This window comes from Microbacterium sp. Kw_RZR3 (genome assembly GCF_029222405.1).
Lineage (GTDB): Bacteria > Actinomycetota > Actinomycetes > Actinomycetales > Microbacteriaceae > Microbacterium.
Genome location: NZ_JARHXC010000245.1, coordinates 1 through 14,967 on the forward strand (window position 1 = coordinate 1; position 14,967 = coordinate 14,967).

Annotated in this window: 16 protein-coding genes; 5 read left to right on the forward strand and 11 right to left on the reverse strand. The window is 71.8% G+C overall.

Annotated elements, in window-relative coordinates; genetic code table 11:
• Nucleotides 1-10: 10 nt before the first annotated feature.
• The 6 genes from P2P98_RS13645 to P2P98_RS13670 are packed head-to-tail and all read right to left on the reverse strand — an operon-like array spanning nucleotide 11 to nucleotide 5,003.
• Nucleotides 11-766, reverse strand: a complete 756-nt coding sequence (locus P2P98_RS13645) for an SDR family oxidoreductase (protein WP_275800571.1) — start codon at nucleotides 764-766, stop codon at nucleotides 11-13.
• Nucleotides 763-1,614 carry a fumarylacetoacetate hydrolase family protein gene (locus P2P98_RS13650; protein WP_275800572.1) on the reverse strand — a complete coding sequence of 284 codons (852 nt, stop codon included), beginning with the start codon at nucleotides 1,612-1,614 and terminating at the stop codon, nucleotides 763-765. The genes P2P98_RS13645 and P2P98_RS13650 overlap by 4 nt, the downstream gene beginning before the upstream one ends.
• A gap of 23 nt (nucleotides 1,615-1,637) precedes the next feature.
• The gene (locus P2P98_RS13655) at nucleotides 1,638-2,579 is read right to left on the reverse strand and encodes a sugar kinase (RefSeq protein ID WP_275800573.1); all 942 of its coding nucleotides are present in this window, start codon (nucleotides 2,577-2,579) and stop codon (nucleotides 1,638-1,640) included.
• Nucleotides 2,576-3,229, reverse strand: a complete 654-nt coding sequence (eda, locus tag P2P98_RS13660) for a bifunctional 4-hydroxy-2-oxoglutarate aldolase/2-dehydro-3-deoxy-phosphogluconate aldolase (RefSeq protein ID WP_275800574.1) — start codon at nucleotides 3,227-3,229, stop codon at nucleotides 2,576-2,578. Before eda ends, P2P98_RS13655 begins: the two co-directional genes overlap by 4 nt.
• Complete coding sequence (locus P2P98_RS13665) at nucleotides 3,226-3,984, reverse strand: SDR family oxidoreductase (RefSeq protein ID WP_275800576.1); 759 nt, start codon at nucleotides 3,982-3,984, stop codon at nucleotides 3,226-3,228. Before P2P98_RS13665 ends, eda begins: the two co-directional genes overlap by 4 nt.
• The gene (locus P2P98_RS13670; RefSeq protein ID WP_275800578.1) at nucleotides 3,981-5,003 is read right to left on the reverse strand and encodes an alcohol dehydrogenase catalytic domain-containing protein; all 1,023 of its coding nucleotides are present in this window, start codon (nucleotides 5,001-5,003) and stop codon (nucleotides 3,981-3,983) included. Before P2P98_RS13670 ends, P2P98_RS13665 begins: the two co-directional genes overlap by 4 nt.
• A gap of 208 nt (nucleotides 5,004-5,211) precedes the next feature.
• Between P2P98_RS13670 and P2P98_RS13675 the strand changes: the two genes are divergently transcribed.
• Together P2P98_RS13675 and P2P98_RS13680 are read left to right on the forward strand one after the other, a co-directional pair.
• The gene (locus P2P98_RS13675) at nucleotides 5,212-6,189 is read left to right on the forward strand and encodes an aldo/keto reductase (RefSeq protein WP_275800580.1); all 978 of its coding nucleotides are present in this window, start codon (nucleotides 5,212-5,214) and stop codon (nucleotides 6,187-6,189) included.
• Nucleotides 6,186-7,487, forward strand: coding sequence for an L-fuconate dehydratase (locus P2P98_RS13680; RefSeq protein ID WP_275800582.1), 1,302 nt, complete (start codon nucleotides 6,186-6,188; stop codon nucleotides 7,485-7,487). Before P2P98_RS13675 ends, P2P98_RS13680 begins: the two co-directional genes overlap by 4 nt.
• Nucleotides 7,488-7,490: 3 nt before the next feature.
• Here P2P98_RS13680 and P2P98_RS13685 read toward each other — a convergent pair whose 3' ends face one another.
• The gene (locus P2P98_RS13685) at nucleotides 7,491-8,228 is read right to left on the reverse strand and encodes a FadR/GntR family transcriptional regulator (RefSeq protein WP_058597079.1); all 738 of its coding nucleotides are present in this window, start codon (nucleotides 8,226-8,228) and stop codon (nucleotides 7,491-7,493) included.
• Between the two features lie 122 nt (nucleotides 8,229-8,350).
• Here P2P98_RS13685 and P2P98_RS13690 point away from each other — a divergent pair, with 122 nt between their 5' ends.
• Together P2P98_RS13690 and P2P98_RS13695 are read left to right on the forward strand one after the other, a co-directional pair.
• Nucleotides 8,351-9,223, forward strand: coding sequence for an amidohydrolase family protein (locus tag P2P98_RS13690; protein WP_275800584.1), 873 nt, complete (start codon nucleotides 8,351-8,353; stop codon nucleotides 9,221-9,223).
• A 140-nt stretch (nucleotides 9,224-9,363) separates the two neighbouring features.
• A complete protein-coding gene (locus P2P98_RS13695; protein WP_275800586.1) occupies nucleotides 9,364-9,687 on the forward strand; it encodes an L-rhamnose mutarotase in 324 nt (107 codons plus the stop codon).
• Nucleotides 9,688-9,742: 55 nt separating this feature from the next.
• On the opposite strand, the gene P2P98_RS13700 is transcribed toward P2P98_RS13695, so the two are convergent.
• The 3 genes from P2P98_RS13700 to P2P98_RS13710 are packed head-to-tail and all read right to left on the reverse strand — an operon-like array spanning nucleotide 9,743 to nucleotide 12,661.
• On the reverse strand, nucleotides 9,743-10,861 hold the full coding sequence (locus tag P2P98_RS13700; RefSeq protein ID WP_275800587.1) for an NAD(P)/FAD-dependent oxidoreductase: 1,119 nt from the start codon (nucleotides 10,859-10,861) through the stop codon (nucleotides 9,743-9,745).
• Nucleotides 10,854-11,576: a methyltransferase domain-containing protein gene (locus P2P98_RS13705; protein ID WP_275800589.1), complete on the reverse strand. Its 723-nt coding sequence runs from the start codon at nucleotides 11,574-11,576 to the stop codon at nucleotides 10,854-10,856. The genes P2P98_RS13700 and P2P98_RS13705 overlap by 8 nt, the downstream gene beginning before the upstream one ends.
• Nucleotides 11,573-12,661 carry a type III polyketide synthase gene (locus P2P98_RS13710; protein ID WP_275800591.1) on the reverse strand — a complete coding sequence of 363 codons (1,089 nt, stop codon included), beginning with the start codon at nucleotides 12,659-12,661 and terminating at the stop codon, nucleotides 11,573-11,575. Before P2P98_RS13710 ends, P2P98_RS13705 begins: the two co-directional genes overlap by 4 nt.
• A 559-nt stretch (nucleotides 12,662-13,220) precedes the next feature.
• On the opposite strand from P2P98_RS13710, the gene P2P98_RS13715 reads away from it, so the two are divergent.
• Nucleotides 13,221-13,547 carry a hypothetical protein gene (locus P2P98_RS13715; protein ID WP_275800593.1) on the forward strand — a complete coding sequence of 109 codons (327 nt, stop codon included), beginning with the start codon at nucleotides 13,221-13,223 and terminating at the stop codon, nucleotides 13,545-13,547.
• A 117-nt stretch (nucleotides 13,548-13,664) separates the two neighbouring features.
• Here P2P98_RS13715 and P2P98_RS13720 read toward each other — a convergent pair whose 3' ends face one another.
• Nucleotides 13,665-14,861, reverse strand: a complete 1,197-nt coding sequence (locus P2P98_RS13720; RefSeq protein ID WP_275800594.1) for a glycosyltransferase — start codon at nucleotides 14,859-14,861, stop codon at nucleotides 13,665-13,667.
• Nucleotides 14,862-14,967: the final 106 nt, after the last annotated feature.

Genomic DNA, 14,967 nt, shown 5'->3' on the forward strand with positions numbered 1-14,967 from the left:
GGACCGCGGACTACTGCGGGCGCACCCGGAGGTGCGTCACGCCGCCGTCGACCTCGAGGGCCGTGCCCGTGGTCGACCCCGACAGCGGGCTCGCGAGGTACAGGATCGCCCCGGCGACCTCGTCGGGCGTGACCATGCGGCCCGTCGCCTGGCGGGCGTCGAGCGCGGCACGCTCGGCGACCGGGTCGGGGAAGTTCTGCAGCATCCGCTCGACGAAGGGCGTCGACACCGTGCCGGGGCTCACGCAGTTCACCCGCACGCCCTCGCGCACATGGTCGGTCGCCATCGCGTAGGTGAGCGAGAGGATCGCTCCCTTCGAAGCGTTGTAGACGGCGCGCTGGGGGAGGCCGTTGAGCGCCCCGATCGAGCACACGTTGACGATCGACGCGTGCTCCGAGCGCTTGAGGTACGGGAGTGCTGCGGCGCACGCGCGGGCGGTGCCGCGCACGTTGATGTTCAGCACACGGTCCCAGTCGGCCTCGGTGGCCTCCTCGACGGTTCCCACGCAGCTCACACCCGCGCTGTTCACCAGCACGTCGACGCCGCCGAATCGGTCCGCGACGGCGGCCAGGGCGGCATCCACGGAGTCCCGGTCGGTGACGTCCGCCCCGAATCCGGTCAGGCCCTCGTCGAGATGATCGGTGACCAGGTCGAGCACCGCCACCCGTGCGCCCCGCGCGGCGAACGCCTGTGCCGTCGCCAGTCCGATGCCCGAGGCTCCGCCGGTCACGACGACGGACAGACCGTCGAACTCGCCGGCGCTCATGCCTGCACCATCGTCTGACGCGCGCGGCCGAGACCGTCGATCTCGAGCTCCACCACGTCGCCGGCTCGAAGATAGGGCATGTCCGGGAGCCCCATGGCCACGCCCGCGGGGGTCCCCGTGTTCACCAGGTCGCCCGGGCGCAGCACCATGAACTGCGACAGGTACCAGACGACGTACGCGACCGGGAAGATCTGCGCCGAGGTCGAGCCGTTCTGCCGTTCGACGCCGTTCACCGAGAGGCGCAGGCCGAGAGCCTGCGGGTCTTCGATGTCGGATGCCGGCACGAGTTCGGGTCCGAGGGGGTTGAATGTCTCGCAGCTCTTGCCCTTGTCCCACTGGCCGCCGCGCTCGAGCTGGAACTCGCGCTCGGAGACGTCGTGCGAGACGACGTATCCCGCCACGTGGGCGAGCGCCTCGTCGGGCGAGGAGAGGTAGCGCGCGGTCGTTCCGATCACGACCCCGAGCTCGACCTCCCAGTCGGTCTTCGTCGATCCGCGCGGGATGAGCACGTCGTCGAAGGGGCCGACGATGGTCGAGGGGTCTTTCATGAAGACGACCGGCTCGGCGGGCACCGCGGCACCTGTCTCGGCCGCGTGGTCGTGGTAGTTCAGCCCGATGCACACGATCTTGCCCGGGGCGGCGATCGGCGCTCCGACACGGAGGGCGTCGGCATCGGCGAGCGGTGTCAGCTCGCCGCGTGCGGCCGCGGCACGCGCGCGGGCCAGACCGTCGGCGGCGAGGAACGCCCCGTTGATGTCGGCGGTCAGCGGCCGCAGGTCGTACACGGCACCGTCGTGGCGCAGGACGGGGATCTCGGCGCCGGGGTCACCGAGTCGAGCGAAGGTCATGGGTTCTCCTTGGGGTGGATGGTTCAGCGGGTGACGGGGTCGGCGGATGCCGCGCCGTCGAGCTCGGATCGTCGGATGCCGCCCTGCCAGTCGCCGGGATGCAGGCAGGCGTACGCGCCGGCCAGCGATGCCGTGCGCAGGCGGGTCGCGGCGTCGCCGCCGAGGAGGCGCTCGGACAGGTATCCGGCGGCGAACGCGTCACCGGCGCCGACGGTGTCGACGGGGGTGATCGGGACGGCGGCCACGCGATGGAGGTCGCCGTCGACGACCGCGACGGCCCCGTCGCCGCCGAGGGTGACGACGGCCTCGGCGGGACCGGCCGCGGCCAGCGCGCGGGCGAGGTCTTCCGGAGCCGTGTGCGCGTGCAGCATCCGGGCTTCGTCGTCGCTCGCGAAGACGATGTCGGCGCGGGCGATCACGTGCGCGTACGCGGCGACGGCCTCGGCGTGGGCCCAGAGACGGCTGCGGTGGTTCACGGCGAACGACACCAGGGCGCCGGCTGCGCGAGCACGGTCGACCGCGACGACCACGGCGTCGCGCGCCGACTCCGAGAGGGCGAGCGTGACACCGGTCACGTGCAGGATGTCGCCGGCGGAGAGGGGAAGCCCGTCGAGGTCGGCGGCCTCGAGACGGCTCCCCGCGCTGCCGCGGCGGTAGTAGTCGACGGTCGTGGCCCCCGCGCGCGGCGTCGACTTGAGCATGAGACCGGTGGGCGCGCCGGTGTCGACCAGGGCTCGGACCTCGACGCCCTCCGAACGCAGGTCTCCCACCACGCGACGCCCCAGAGCGTCATCGCCGACGCGGCCGAGCCACGTCACGGGGATCCCGAGGCGGGCGAGTCCGATCGCGGTGTTCCCCTCGGCCCCGCCGGTCGCGACGTGCGCCTGCGACTGGTGCTCCCAGCCCCCGACACCGGCACCGAGGACGAGCCCCATGCTCTCGCCGAGCGTGACGACGCGGCTCATCGGGCGGACCGTGCGTCGTCGCGGATGCGGGCGCAGTCGGCGGCTGCCGCCGCGATCGCGTCGAAATCGCCGCGCGCGATCGCGTCGCGCGGAACCATCCAGCTGCCGCTCGCCGCGAGCACCCACGGACGACGGAGGTAGTCGCCGAGACTGTCGGGCGAGACGCCGCCGCTCGGCACGAATCGCATACCGGGGAACGGTCCGTGCAGGGCATCGAGGTAGCTCGCGCCCCCGAGGTGCCCGGCGGGGAAGACCTTCACGTCCGTGAACCCGTCGGACAGGGCCCGCTGGACCTCGGTGGGCGTGGCCACTCCCGGCACGACCGCGACGCCGCCGGCGCGCAGCCGGTCGGCGATCGCGGGGTCGTACCCCGGCGTGACGGCGAAGGTCGCGCCCGCGTCGATCGCGGCATCCGCTTGCTCCGTGGTCAGGACGGTGCCCGCGCCCGCGAGGAATCCCTCGATGCCCGCTGTCGCGGCGATCGCGGCGAGACCGGCGGGCGTGCGGAGGGTGAACTCCGCACAGCCGACGCCCCCGTCGCGGAGGGCGAGGGCCAGGTCGTACGCGCGGTCGGCGTCGTCGAGCACCACGACCGGGACGATACCGACGGTGTTGATGCGTTCGGTCAACGATCGTGAAGAGTCCGTCATCGTCCGAGCCATCCTCCATCGACCGGGAGCGTGATGCCCGACACGTAGTCCGAGGCGCGGGAGGCGAGGAACACCGTCGCCCCGGCGAGATCGGATGCCTCGCCCCAGCGCCCCGCCGGGATGCGGTCGAGGATGGCAGTCGAGCGGGCGCTGTCGGCGCGCAGGGCTTCGGTGTTGTCGGTGGCGATGTAGCCCGGCGCGATCGCATTGACGTTGACGCCCTTCGACGCCCACTCGTTCGCGAGGGCCTTCGTGAGCCCGGCGATGCCCGACTTGGCCGCCGTGTAGCCGGGGACGTTGATGCCGCCCTGGAAGCTGAGCAGCGAAGCGGTGAAGATGATCTTGCCCCGACCGCGTTCGAGCATCTGCTGCGCCACGGCCTGCGTGAGCCGGAACTGGCTGCTCAGGTTGATCTGCAGCACGCGGTCCCATGCGTCGAGAGGGTGGACGGCGGCGGGGGCGCGCTCGATCGTGCCGGCGTTGTTGACGAGGATGTCGATATGGCGTCCGGAAAGCTCCGCCGCCAGCGCGTCGACCGCCGACGGGTCGCCGAAGTCGCACGCGATTCCGGTGAAGGAGCGACCGGTGGCCGTCACCGCGCGTTCGATCTCGCTGCCCGACGTCGATTGCGAGGCACTGACCCCGATGATGTCGGCCCCCGCCTCGGCGAGGCCGAGCGCCATCGCGAAGCCGATCCCGCGTCGGGCGCCCGTGACGACGGCGGTCGTGCCTTCGAGGGAGAACAGCCCGCTCATGCCTGGCCCTCCACGTCGACGAGGATCTTCATCGCGCGGCCGGCCTCGAGGTCGGCGAAGGCCTCGGCGGTGGCGCTGAGCGGCACGATGCGGGTGATGAGCAGATCGGTGGGGATCACACCGCCGGCGACGAGCTCGACGGCGGTCTCGAAGTCGGGACGTTGGTAGACGCGCGCGCCGAGCAGGCGCAGCTCGCGCCAGAACATCCGCTGCAGGTCGATCTCACGCGGAGTCGGATGGATGGCGACGACCACGATGGTGCCGCGCACTTTCGCCAGGCCCGTGGCACCGCGAACGGCGGCAGCCGCTCCCGAGACCTCGAACACGACGTCGGCTCCCGCGCCCCCGGTCCACTCCTCGACCACGGCGACCTGGTCGCGCTCGCGGGGATCGAGGGTGGCGAAGCCGAGCTCCTCGATCTGCGCGCGGCGCTTCTCGTCGAGCTCGATCACGAGCACCTCGGCGCCGACATGGCGGGCGACGCACGCGATGAGGACGCCGATCGGGCCACCGCCGATGACCACGGCCTTGTCGCCGGGCGCGAGCTCGGCGCGGCGCACGTCGTGCACGGCGACGGCGATGGGCTCGACGAGGGCGGCGTGATCCAGTGCGATCCCCTCCGGCAGACGCACGAGCGTCTCGACCGGCACGTTCCACAGCCCCTGGAGCGAGCCGGGGGAGTCGATGCCGATGAAATCGAGGTTCTGACAGATGTGCTGGTTGCCGGCGCGGCAGGCGGGGCAGGTTCCGTCCCACGCGAGCGGCATCACGGTGACCCCGTCGCCGACCGCCCATCCTTCGACGCCCTCGCCGAGGGAAGCGATCGTGCCGCTCATCTCGTGACCGAAGACGAGTGGCGTCTGCACCCGCGCGTCCATCGAGCCGTGCAGGATGTGCAGGTCCGTCCCGCAGAGGCCGGTGTAGGCCACGCGGATCTGCACCTGGCCGGGACCGGGAGGGGTGGCATCTGCCTGCCGGACGTCGATCGTGTGATCGCCCACGTAGGCTGCTGTCAACATTGACTCTCCTAAAGATCAGATGACTCTCGCATCCATCATGCACCACAGGTGGTCATATGTCTTGGTTTCGCCACCAGTAACAGGCCAGAAAGCGGTGTTTATGGCAAGGAGTGCGATGTCAAGCCGCTAAGGCGCGGGCGGCGCGCGGTAAATATGGCTCAGTCATCGGATGAATGTCGTGTACGCTCAGCGAGACGAAGGAGGCTCCATGCGAACGCGTGCACTGCGGCACGGAACACCGCTCACTGAGATCGGTCTGGGTGCCGCCCAACTGGGCAACCTCTACCGCGAGACCACCGAGGCCGAGGCGGACGAGTCCGTCGACGCGGCGTGGGTCGGCGGTATCCGGTACTTCGACACGGCCCCCCACTACGGACTCGGCCTGTCGGAGCGTCGCCTGGGGGCGCGTCTCGCGAACCGGCCTCGCGACGAGTTCGTGATCTCGACCAAGGTCGGGCGCGTGCTCGAGTCGAGCCCCGAGACCGCGGATCTGCGCGATGACGAGGGCTTCGACGTGCCGCGCGACGTCGTCCGCAGGTGGGACTTCAGTCGCGACGGCATCTTGCGCTCGGTCGAGGACTCCCTGCGGCGTACGGGACTCGACCGGTTCGACATCCTCTACCTGCACGATCCCGACGATCACTTCGCGCAGGCGTCCACCGAGGGCATCGGCGCGCTCATCGAGCTGCGCGAGCAGGGGGTCGTCTCGGCCGTCGGTGCCGGGATGAACGCGGCCGACCCGCTCGCCGAGCTCATCCGGCGCGCCGACATCGACGTCGTGATGTGTGCGGGGCGGTACACGCTCCTCGACGACTCCGCTGCCGCAGAGCTTCTGCCGCTCGCCCAGGAGCGCGGAGTCGGCGTCGTCGCCGCCGGGGTCTTCAACTCCGGCCTCCTCAGCGCCCCGCGTCCGCCGGCGGACGCGACCTACGACTACCAGCCCGCGCCCCCGGAGCTCATCGCGCGGGCGAACGCGATCGCCGACGTCAGCGAGCGCCACGGGGTGACCCTGCCCGACGTCGCGGTGGCCTTCGCCCTGCGGCATCCCGCGGTCGTGTCCGTCGTGCTCGGCGCGCGAGGACGCCGCCAAGTGACGCAGAACCTCGATCGCGCCGCCACCCCCATCCCCGACGACCTCTGGCTCGACCTCGCCGAGGCCGGCCTCATCTCCCAGGAAGACGCATGACCACGATCACCGCCGTCACCGCGCACGACGTGCGCTTTCCGACCTCGCTCAGCATGGACGGGTCGGATGCCATGAACAAGGACGGCGACTACTCCGCCGCCTACGTGGTGGTGCACACCGACGACCCCGACCTGAAGGGGTACGGCTTCACCTTCACCATCGGGCGCGGCAACGACCTGTGCGTGGAGGCGGCGCGTCAGCGTGGACTGCCCCTCGTCGGACGCTCGGTCGAAGATGCCGTCGCCGACCTCGGGGGCGTCTACCGCGAACTCGCCTCCGACTCGCAGTTGCGTTGGCTCGGTCCCGAGAAGGGCGTTGTCCACCTCGGCATGGCCGCGGTCATGAACGCCATGTGGGATCTCGCCGCACGGGTCGCCCAGAAGCCCCTCTGGCGCCTGCTGGCCGACATGACCCCGGAGCAGCTCGTCGACGTCGCCGACATGCGCTACCTGTCGGACGCCCTCACGCGCGAGGAGGCCATCGGCATCCTGACCGAGCTCGCTCCCACGCGCGCCGCGCGCATCGCCGAGCTCGAGGGCCGCGGCGGCTACCCCTGCTACACCACGAGTGCCGGCTGGCTCGGGTACAGCGACGACAAGTTGCGGCGTCTGCTGCAGGAGGCCGTCGACGAGGGGTACCGCCACGTCAAGCTCAAGGTCGGCGCGAGCCTCGACGACGACATCCGGCGTCTGCGCATCGCGCGAGAGGTGATCGGGTGGGATGCCAACCTGATGATCGACGCGAACCAGGTCTGGGACGTCCCCGAGGCGATCGAGTGGATGAGCCACCTCGCCGAGTTCAAGCCGCTGTGGATCGAAGAGCCCACGAGCCCCGACGACGTTCTCGGGCACGCCGCGGTGCGCAAGGCCGTCGCCCCGATCGGGGTCGCGACCGGCGAGCACGGGATGAACCGGGTGCTGTTCAAGCAGATGTTCCAGGCCGAGGCGATCGACTTCTGCCAGCTCGACTCCGCCCGCCTCGCGAGCGTCAACGAGATCATCGCGGTCTACCTGATGGCGGCGAAGTTCGGAGTGCCGGTGTGCCCGCACGCCGGCGGCGTCGGTCTGTGCGAGCTCGTGCAGCACCTGTCGATCTTTGACTTCGTGTGCGTGTCCGGGACGCTCGAGAACCGCGTCACCGAGTTCGTCGACCACCTGCACGAGCACTTCGTCGACCCGTGCATCGTCGAGAACGGCGCGTACGTGCTCCCCTCGCTGCCCGGTTACAGCGCCGAGATGTACGACGCGTCTCTGGCCGAGTACACCTTCCCTGAGGGAACGTACTGGGCGAGCCGGTGACGGCTATTGGGCTTCGGGGTCTTCGTCCGCGTGTGCGGCGCTGAACTCCTCGACGCCCAGGAGGTGCACCTGCATGCGGATGCGAGCCCGGGCGGGATCCCGACGGACGAGTTCGTCGAGGATCGCCCGGTGCTCGGCCTGCGTCTCGCGCACCGACCCGCGGTGCGTGATGGCGCGCCAGAGTCGCGCGCGGAACGTGCGCCCCACGAGCGTGTCGATGATGGCGGCCAGCGCGGGATTGCCGCTCGCTCGGGCGATGATGCGGTGGAACTCGGTGTCGGCGTCGATGAAGCCCTCGAGGTCCATGTCGGGCTCGTTCTCGAGGATCGTGTCGACGACCCCGAGCGTCCGGTCGAGCTGCTGCAGCTCCTCGTCGGTGAGACGCGTGGCGGCGAGCGAGACGGTCTCGGCCTCGAGCATTCGTCGCACCGCCAGCAGGTCGGCGGCGTGGGCGGGCTGCTGGAGGTCGGCGAGGAAGCCGAGCGGGCTCAGCAGGGTGCGGGGGTCGAGCGCCGTCACGTACGTGCCGTCGCCCTGTCGCGTCTCGAGGACCCCGAGCGTCGCGAGCGCCCGGACGCCCTCGCGCAGCGAGCCGCGCGAGACGCCGAGTTGCGCCGCCAGATCTTTCTCGATCGGCAGGCGCGACCCGGGACCGAGCTCCCCTCGCGTCAGCATCGTCTTGATGCCGTCGATGACGACGTCCGTCTGGGAACGCGGTGCGGAGACGAAGTCGTCGGTCATGGCGGTCAGTCTACGGACTGCAAGGATTCATCGGAGGAATTCGGCCGATTCCGCTCGAAACACCCCCGTCGGTGGCGAAAACCTCCGATGATGATTGTCCGAACCCGCCCGAGGAGGCACGCATGACCTTTCCCGTGATCGACGCCCATCAGCACGTGTGGGACCCGTCCCGCGCCGAGTACGACTGGCTCACGCCGGACGCCGCCCCGATCGACGGGGTCATGACGTTCGCCGACGTCGCCCCAGAGCTGCGCGCGGCCGGTATCGACTTCACCGTGCAGGTGCAGTCGGCCGACAATCCGGAGGACACGCAGCTGATGCGCGAGTCGGCTGCGGCCCACCCCGAGGTGGCCGGCATCGTCGGGTACGCCCCGCTCGAGGATCCGGAGGCGACGGCTCGCACGCTCGCGTCGTGGGACGGCGACCCGCTCATGGTCGGCGTCCGCACCCTCATCCACAACCAGCCCGACCCCGACTGGCTCCTGCGGCCGGACGTCGACGCCTCCCTGGGGCTGCTGGAAGAGCGCGGTCTGTCCTTCGACGTGGTCGCCGTGCTCCCGCGCCACGTCGAGATCGTCCCACTGGTCGCCGCTCGCCATCCCCGCCTGCGGATGGTGATCGACCACCTCGCGAAGCCGCCGATCGGCGTGAGCGACGGGGCGGAGTGGGGTCGTCTGATGAGTGCCGCCGCGGAGAACGCGAACGTGTACGCCAAGGTGAGTGGACTGTACTCGGCGACGGGCGACAGCTCGGCGTGGACGACCGACCAGATCCGCCCGTTCGTCGACCGGGCTCTCGAGATGTTCGGGCCGCACCGCCTGATGTACGGCGGGGACTGGCCGATCTCGGTCCTCTCCGGCGGGTACACGCGGGTGTGGAACGGTTTGCGCCCCCTCTTCGACGAGCTCGACGCCGACGCCCGCGAGCGAGTCCTGGGGCGCACGGCGGCAGAGTTCTACCGTCTCGACGCGCTCCGGCTGGGCATCGCCGACTGATCTGGAACTCCTCCTCCGGTGGACGAGGTCGTCATTCATATGATGTATCGTCGGGACGAACCTGATGCCGCCGCAGCTGGTCGACCGGCTTCGCCCGGTCACCCCCGTGCCGGTGACCGTGCCGCTTCGAAGGAGAACGAATGAGAAGGTTCGCGTCCGTCATCGGTGTCTCGCCCGAGAACCGCGAAGAGTACGAGCGGTATCACGCCGCCGTCTGGCCCGGTGTGCTCGAGCGGCTCACGCGCAGCAACATCCGCAACTACTCGATCTATCGCTACGGCGAGCTGCTGTTCGCGTACTACGAGTACGTCGGCGACGACTACGAGGCCGACATGGCGGCGATCGCGGCGGACCCCGAGACGCAACGCTGGTGGTCGGTGCAAGAACCCCTGCAGAGCCCCGTGCCCGACCGGCGCGAGGGCGAGTGGTGGCACGAGCTCCCCGAGATCTTCCACCTCGACTGACCCGCGGCCCGGGCGCCGTGTCGCGGCCGGCATCGCGCCCGCGCCAAGGTACGGCTCAGCTGCGGGCGGCCCGATCCCCCTGCATCGCGTACGCGCGCGTGAAGGCGGCGCCGCCCGGCCCGCGGAGGACCGTGCGCAGCGCCGCCGTCTTGGCCGCGTGTGCGGACGGGCCGAGCGCCCGCCCGAGGAACGTGTTGAGCGCGGCCAGGCGGGCCGCGTGCCTCGCCGACGCGAGACGATCGCGCTCCCATCGGGGGAGCCCGTCCGGCGCGTCCGTCCGGAGCCAGCGCGAGAGCAGAGGGGCGAGGGTCAGCGCGTCGAGCAGTCCGAGGTTCATGCCCTGACCGCCGATCGGGCTGACCTCGTGCGCCGCGTCGCCGACGACGATCACGCGGCCGCGCCGGAGCGCGGGAGCCACGGCGCGGCGGACGCGGAAGGTCGTCGCCGCGGGGATGTCGACGTCGAGCCCGGCCCGGTCGGCGACGGCGCGGCGGAGGAAGGCCGTGGCATCCGGGATCTCGTCCGTGCCCGCCCAGGCCACGAGACGACGGTGACCGTCGGGGAGCGGGAATGACTCGAGCACGCCCGCGCGTTCGAGGTGGACGCGCGCGACGGGACCGCCGGGAGCGACGACGTCGGCCATCGCGTACCGGTCGGGGTATCGGTGCGTGCGCACGGCACCGGGTCGGTAGACGAGGTCTCTCCCCGCCCACCCGGATGCCACGACGACGAACCGGGCCCGGATCTCCTCGTCGCCGCGCGGCCCGCTGGCGCGCACCCGCACGGACGCGCCGTCGTCGGCGAGCGCCGTGACGGTGACCCCGCGCCGGACCGGCGGAGCGAGCCGGGTGAGGACGTCGACCGTGTCGGCCTGGGGGAGCGCGGCGACGTACGGGTGTCGCGCGCGCAGCCGGTCGAAGCGGATCTCGGCCAGCAGCCGCCCGTCGGCGCGGGCCTCCCCGCGTTCGATGCGCACCGCGCGGCCGAGCAGCTCGTCCGTCGCGCCCGAGGCCTCGAGGTGCGCGAGGGCGGGGGAGTGGATGCCGATGGCCCGCGTCCCCCCGCCGATCGCCGTCCGCTTCTCGACGACGTCGACCTCGACCGCCCGCGCGCGCAGGTCGGCGGCGAGGGCGAGACCGACCGGGCCCGCCCCGACGACGAGGACCTCAGGCATCCGCGCGCCCTCTCGCGACGGCGAGCACCCGGAAGGGCGCGGGAGTCTCGACGTGCCACGGAGAGCCGAGGGCTTCGGCCAGCTCGGGCGCCCGGTGACTGCGGCGGATGGAGCGGAGTCCGTCGACCCGCAGGAAGGTTCCCGCCGACAGCGGCGTGATGCCGACGGCGTACAGCGCGTAGGCGAGCCGGCCGCGGGCGATGTCGCCGTGCAGCACGGGTCCGCGCGACAGTGTGAGCGAGTCGTCGGCGAACCGCTGCAGCGCCCCGGCGTCGAGGTGGTGCAGGACGTGGTTCGAGAGCACGACGTCGAAGCGCTCGCCGGCGGCGATCAGCTCGCGTGACCCCTGTGCGACGAAGCGGACCCCGGGTCGTTCTCTCTCGCGTGCCGCCTCGAGCGCCCGGGGATCGGGGTCGGCCCCCACCCACTCGACGTCGAGGCCGTCGCGCGCGGCGAGGGTCGCGAGGCGCACCACCACGTCACCGCCGCCGCATCCGAGATCGAGAACGCGGGCGGGGCGGCCGAGCGCGCGCAGCTCGGGGCGCACGCGCGAGCGGTACACGTGGCCCCACGCCGAGACGAGCCGGTTCACGAGGTCGAACCGGCGGTACGTCGCGGCGAGGGCGCGGGGGTCGCAGTCGGGGTCGTCCATCAGCTCGGTGAGGGCGGTGTCACGCTCGGCGAGCCCTCGCCACGCTCCCCGTGCGCGGGTCACGAACGGCGCAGCGTCAGACGCGCCGCCTCCACGGTCAGCCCCGGGCCGAAGGCCAGCGCGGCCACGCGGTCGCCGTCGTCGCGCGAGGGCTCGGCGAGGAGGTCGCGCAGGATGAACAGCAGGGTCGCGCTCGACATGTTGCCGTGCGCGCGCAGGACCTCTCGCGAGGGCGCGAGGGCGCCGGCATCCAGATCCAGGGCGGTCTCGACGCGGTCGAGGATGCTGCGGCCCCCGGGATGAACGGCCCACGCGTCGATCCCGTCGAGGTCGCCGATCACGTCGGCGGCGATGCCGACGATCTCTCGGCCGATGATGCGCGGGACCTCGGGCGTCAGCGTCATCGCGAAGCCCGAGTCGCCGACGGTCCACGCCATGTCGCGTTCGCCTTCGCCCGTGAGGTGGGTGGCGAAGCCGTCGAGGTCGAAGCCCTCGTGCCCGGGATCCGCGGATGCCACGACCGCCGCAGCGGCACCGTCGGCGAACACCGAGGCGGCGACGATCTGATCGGGGTGCGACGAGGTCTGCCAGTGCAGAGAGCACAGCTCGGCGCACGCCACCAGCACGACGGCGTCGGCGTCGGCGGCGACGATGCGCGCGGCCAGGCGCAGCGCGGGGATCGCCGCGGCGCACCCGATGAATCCGAGGTGGTACCGCTCGACCGTGGTGGCGAGACCCAGGTCGCGGACGAGCCGGTAGTCGGGGCCGGGCGCGAACATGCCGGTGCACGAGACGGTCACGACGTGGGTGATGGCATCCGGCGTCCGCCCCGACCCGGCGATCGCGGTGCGCGAGGCCTCGGCGAAGAGCGTCGGCGCGGTGCGGCGGTACTCGTCATTGCGGGCGCCGGTCGGGGGCATCAGCAGGGTGTCGCCGTCGCGGACACCGAGGGCTCCGCCGCCCTCGCCGGCGAGCTGGGGGAGGACGACGTGCCGCGTGTCGATCGCCGCCGCGTCGAAGGCCGCGCCGACCAGCCGCTGCGCTTTCCGGTCGAACCCGGGCTGGGCCGCGAAGAGGTCGCGGAGCGTGGCCTGGTCGACGCGCGTTTCGGGCAGGGCCGTGCCGATCGAGAGGATGCGCGCGGTCATGCCTCACTGTAGACACGCTTTCCCGGGTCGGCTGCGGGGATGGCGCGGGTGTCGCCCGCCGTCTATGGTGCGGCGCCCGTCGGAGGGCACGGTGGCATCGACGGGCTCAGCCACCTCGCGTTCCGGCCGGGTCGCCGTCGCGGCGAGGTCCCTGCCGCGTGGAGGTCCCTGAGCCTGTCGAAGGGACCGACGGCAACCGCGGCGCGCTGCGGCCGCACGTCCCTCGCGGCGGAGGTCCCTGAGCTCGTCGAAGGGACCGGTGGCAACCGCGGCGCGGTCCGGTCGCACGTCCCTCGCGGCGGAGGTCCCTGAGCTCGTCGAAGGGACCGGTGGCAACCGCGGCGCGCTGCGGCCGCACGTCCCTCGCGGCGGAGGTCCCTGAGCCTGTCGAAGGGACCGGCGGCAACCGCGGCGCGGTCCGGCCGCACGTCCCTCGCGGCGGAGGTCCCTGAGCCTGTCGAAGGGACCGGTGGCAGTCGTGTCCGGAGCCTGTCAACCCGCTCAGCTCGTTCCGCTCGACAGGCCTACGGTGGCCCCTCCCCACGGAAAGGACGCCGCCATGACCGGCCCCCGCCACGACCCGAACCGGGTGTTGAACCAGGAAGCCGTGCAGAACCCGAATCGCAAGGCCTGGCTCCTGGCATCCGGGCTCCTCGCCCTGATCGCGATCGTGCTGTTCGCGTTCTCGGTCCCGATCGTCGCGGCGTGGGCATGGATCGGCATCGCGTTCCAGGTCGCGATCTTCGCGGCCCTGCTGGTCAACGGCTTCACGGGACGCAAGGGCTCGTACCAGGGCTACCTGTTCGCCGTCCTCCTGTGCGTTCAGGCCGCGGTCGCGCTGCTCGTGATCGTGGTGATCGCGATCGCCGCGTGGATGCCCGCCTGAGCAGCACGGGCGCTCCGCGTGCTGCTCCAGTGTCCGAAACACCCGGACGGTCGGAAAAATCGTCCGGGTGTTTGGGACACTCAGCGCCGGGACGGCACCTCGCGCGACCCGACTCGGTTACGCGGCGAGCGCGTCCCGGAGCAGCAGGCCCGAGATCGCCTCGCGATACTCGTCGACCATCCGGCGTCGGTCGAGACGACCCCGCGCGCGGATCGCGGCTGCGCGGAGCGCGCCGCGGTGGGCGAGAGCGTGCGCCCAGGTGCCGGCGATCGCGTCCGCGTCGCGCGGAGTGACGAGGCCGAAGCCCTCGACGACGCGAGCGGCGTCGCCGACGTCGGTGGTCACGGGGATGGCCCCGGATGCCGCCCCCTCGGCCAGGCAGAGCGGTGAGGCCTCGCCGAAGGCACTCGTGAGCGCCACCACGTCGGCGATCCGGTACAGCTGCGGCATGTCCTCGCGGAGTCCGAGGGCGTGGAGGTGCGCTCCGTCCGGGATGCCGCTCTCGGCGACGAGAGAGGTGAATCCGACGTTGTCGCGAGTCATTCCCGAGCCGCACATGACGTAGTGCGTGTCGGGGAAGCGCCGCGCGTGCCGCGCCACCGCCGCGAGGAACAGGCCCGGATCCTTCATCGCGTCGAACCGCGCCGCCAGCAGGACGACGTGCGCCGACTCCGGGATGCCGAGACCCTCGCGGATCCGCAGACGCTCGAACCGTGTCCCCGGCCGGAACCGTCGCGTGTCGATGCCGTTGTCGATGATCCAGGCGTCGCCGGCGGCGACACCGGCGCGGGCGTACGCGTCGGACGTGGAGGCCGCGCACGAGATCGTCGCCGACACGATGCCCGCGGCGGCGGCATCCGTCAGCCATCCCAGAGCCGGTCCGGAGTGGGTGGGGTCGGAGCGGTGCAGGCACGCGGCCGTCGGACGAACGGGGAGCAGGCCTGCCTTCTCGAGCGCGAGGACCAGGCTCAGGGGCTGCTCCTTCAAAGACAGCACGATGTCGGCCTCGTCGAAGAGCGCGGCGGCGTGGTCGAGCTCGGCAGCGCTGAACGCGTCGGGTGTGATCGGTCGATCGCCGGCGACGCGCTCGAACGCGGTAATCCCGACCCCCGCTTCGCGCAGACGGCGGTAGCGCGTGTCATCCCGGGCGTCCTGCAGGGACGCGTCGCGACGGGCCGCGGAGGTCAGCGACAGGACATGATGCTCTTGACCGCCGGATGCCGCCAGGCTCGCGACGACATCGGAGTGCAGGATCCGCGCGCCTCCCGCGAAGAATCCTTCGTAGAGCGACAGCACGCGCACGGGTCGAGACATCGGATCGCCTTCCGGGGGAGGGGCGCCGCGTCGTCTGACGCGGTTGTCTCATGCTGAAGGTTCGACCCCGGGTGGCGGGTTACGCCGCGAAGACCATCGTGTGAAC

What these genes read in the sequence shown, in the direction of transcription:
- P2P98_RS13650 (WP_275800572.1), bottom strand. Translation starts at nt 1,614, where the DNA reads ATGACCTTCGCTCGACTCGGTGACCCCGGCGCCGAGATCCCCGTCCTG.
- P2P98_RS13645 (WP_275800571.1), bottom strand. Translation starts at nt 766, where the DNA reads ATGAGCGCCGGCGAGTTCGACGGTCTGTCCGTCGTCGTGACCGGCGGA.
- eda (WP_275800574.1), bottom strand. Translation starts at nt 3,229, where the DNA reads ATGACGGACTCTTCACGATCGTTGACCGAACGCATCAACACCGTCGGT.
- P2P98_RS13655 (WP_275800573.1), bottom strand. Translation starts at nt 2,579, where the DNA reads ATGAGCCGCGTCGTCACGCTCGGCGAGAGCATGGGGCTCGTCCTCGGT.
- P2P98_RS13715 (WP_275800593.1), top strand. Translation starts at nt 13,221, where the DNA reads ATGACCGGCCCCCGCCACGACCCGAACCGGGTGTTGAACCAGGAAGCC.
- P2P98_RS13670 (WP_275800578.1), bottom strand. Translation starts at nt 5,003, where the DNA reads ATGTTGACAGCAGCCTACGTGGGCGATCACACGATCGACGTCCGGCAG.
- P2P98_RS13720 (WP_275800594.1), bottom strand. Translation starts at nt 14,861, where the DNA reads ATGTCTCGACCCGTGCGCGTGCTGTCGCTCTACGAAGGATTCTTCGCG.
- P2P98_RS13690 (WP_275800584.1), top strand. Translation starts at nt 8,351, where the DNA reads ATGACCTTTCCCGTGATCGACGCCCATCAGCACGTGTGGGACCCGTCC.
- P2P98_RS13665 (WP_275800576.1), bottom strand. Translation starts at nt 3,984, where the DNA reads ATGAGCGGGCTGTTCTCCCTCGAAGGCACGACCGCCGTCGTCACGGGC.
- P2P98_RS13700 (WP_275800587.1), bottom strand. Translation starts at nt 10,861, where the DNA reads ATGCCTGAGGTCCTCGTCGTCGGGGCGGGCCCGGTCGGTCTCGCCCTC.
- P2P98_RS13675 (WP_275800580.1), top strand. Translation starts at nt 5,212, where the DNA reads ATGCGAACGCGTGCACTGCGGCACGGAACACCGCTCACTGAGATCGGT.
- P2P98_RS13695 (WP_275800586.1), top strand. Translation starts at nt 9,364, where the DNA reads ATGAGAAGGTTCGCGTCCGTCATCGGTGTCTCGCCCGAGAACCGCGAA.
- P2P98_RS13685 (WP_058597079.1), bottom strand. Translation starts at nt 8,228, where the DNA reads ATGACCGACGACTTCGTCTCCGCACCGCGTTCCCAGACGGACGTCGTC.
- P2P98_RS13680 (WP_275800582.1), top strand. Translation starts at nt 6,186, where the DNA reads ATGACCACGATCACCGCCGTCACCGCGCACGACGTGCGCTTTCCGACC.
- P2P98_RS13710 (WP_275800591.1), bottom strand. Translation starts at nt 12,661, where the DNA reads ATGACCGCGCGCATCCTCTCGATCGGCACGGCCCTGCCCGAAACGCGC.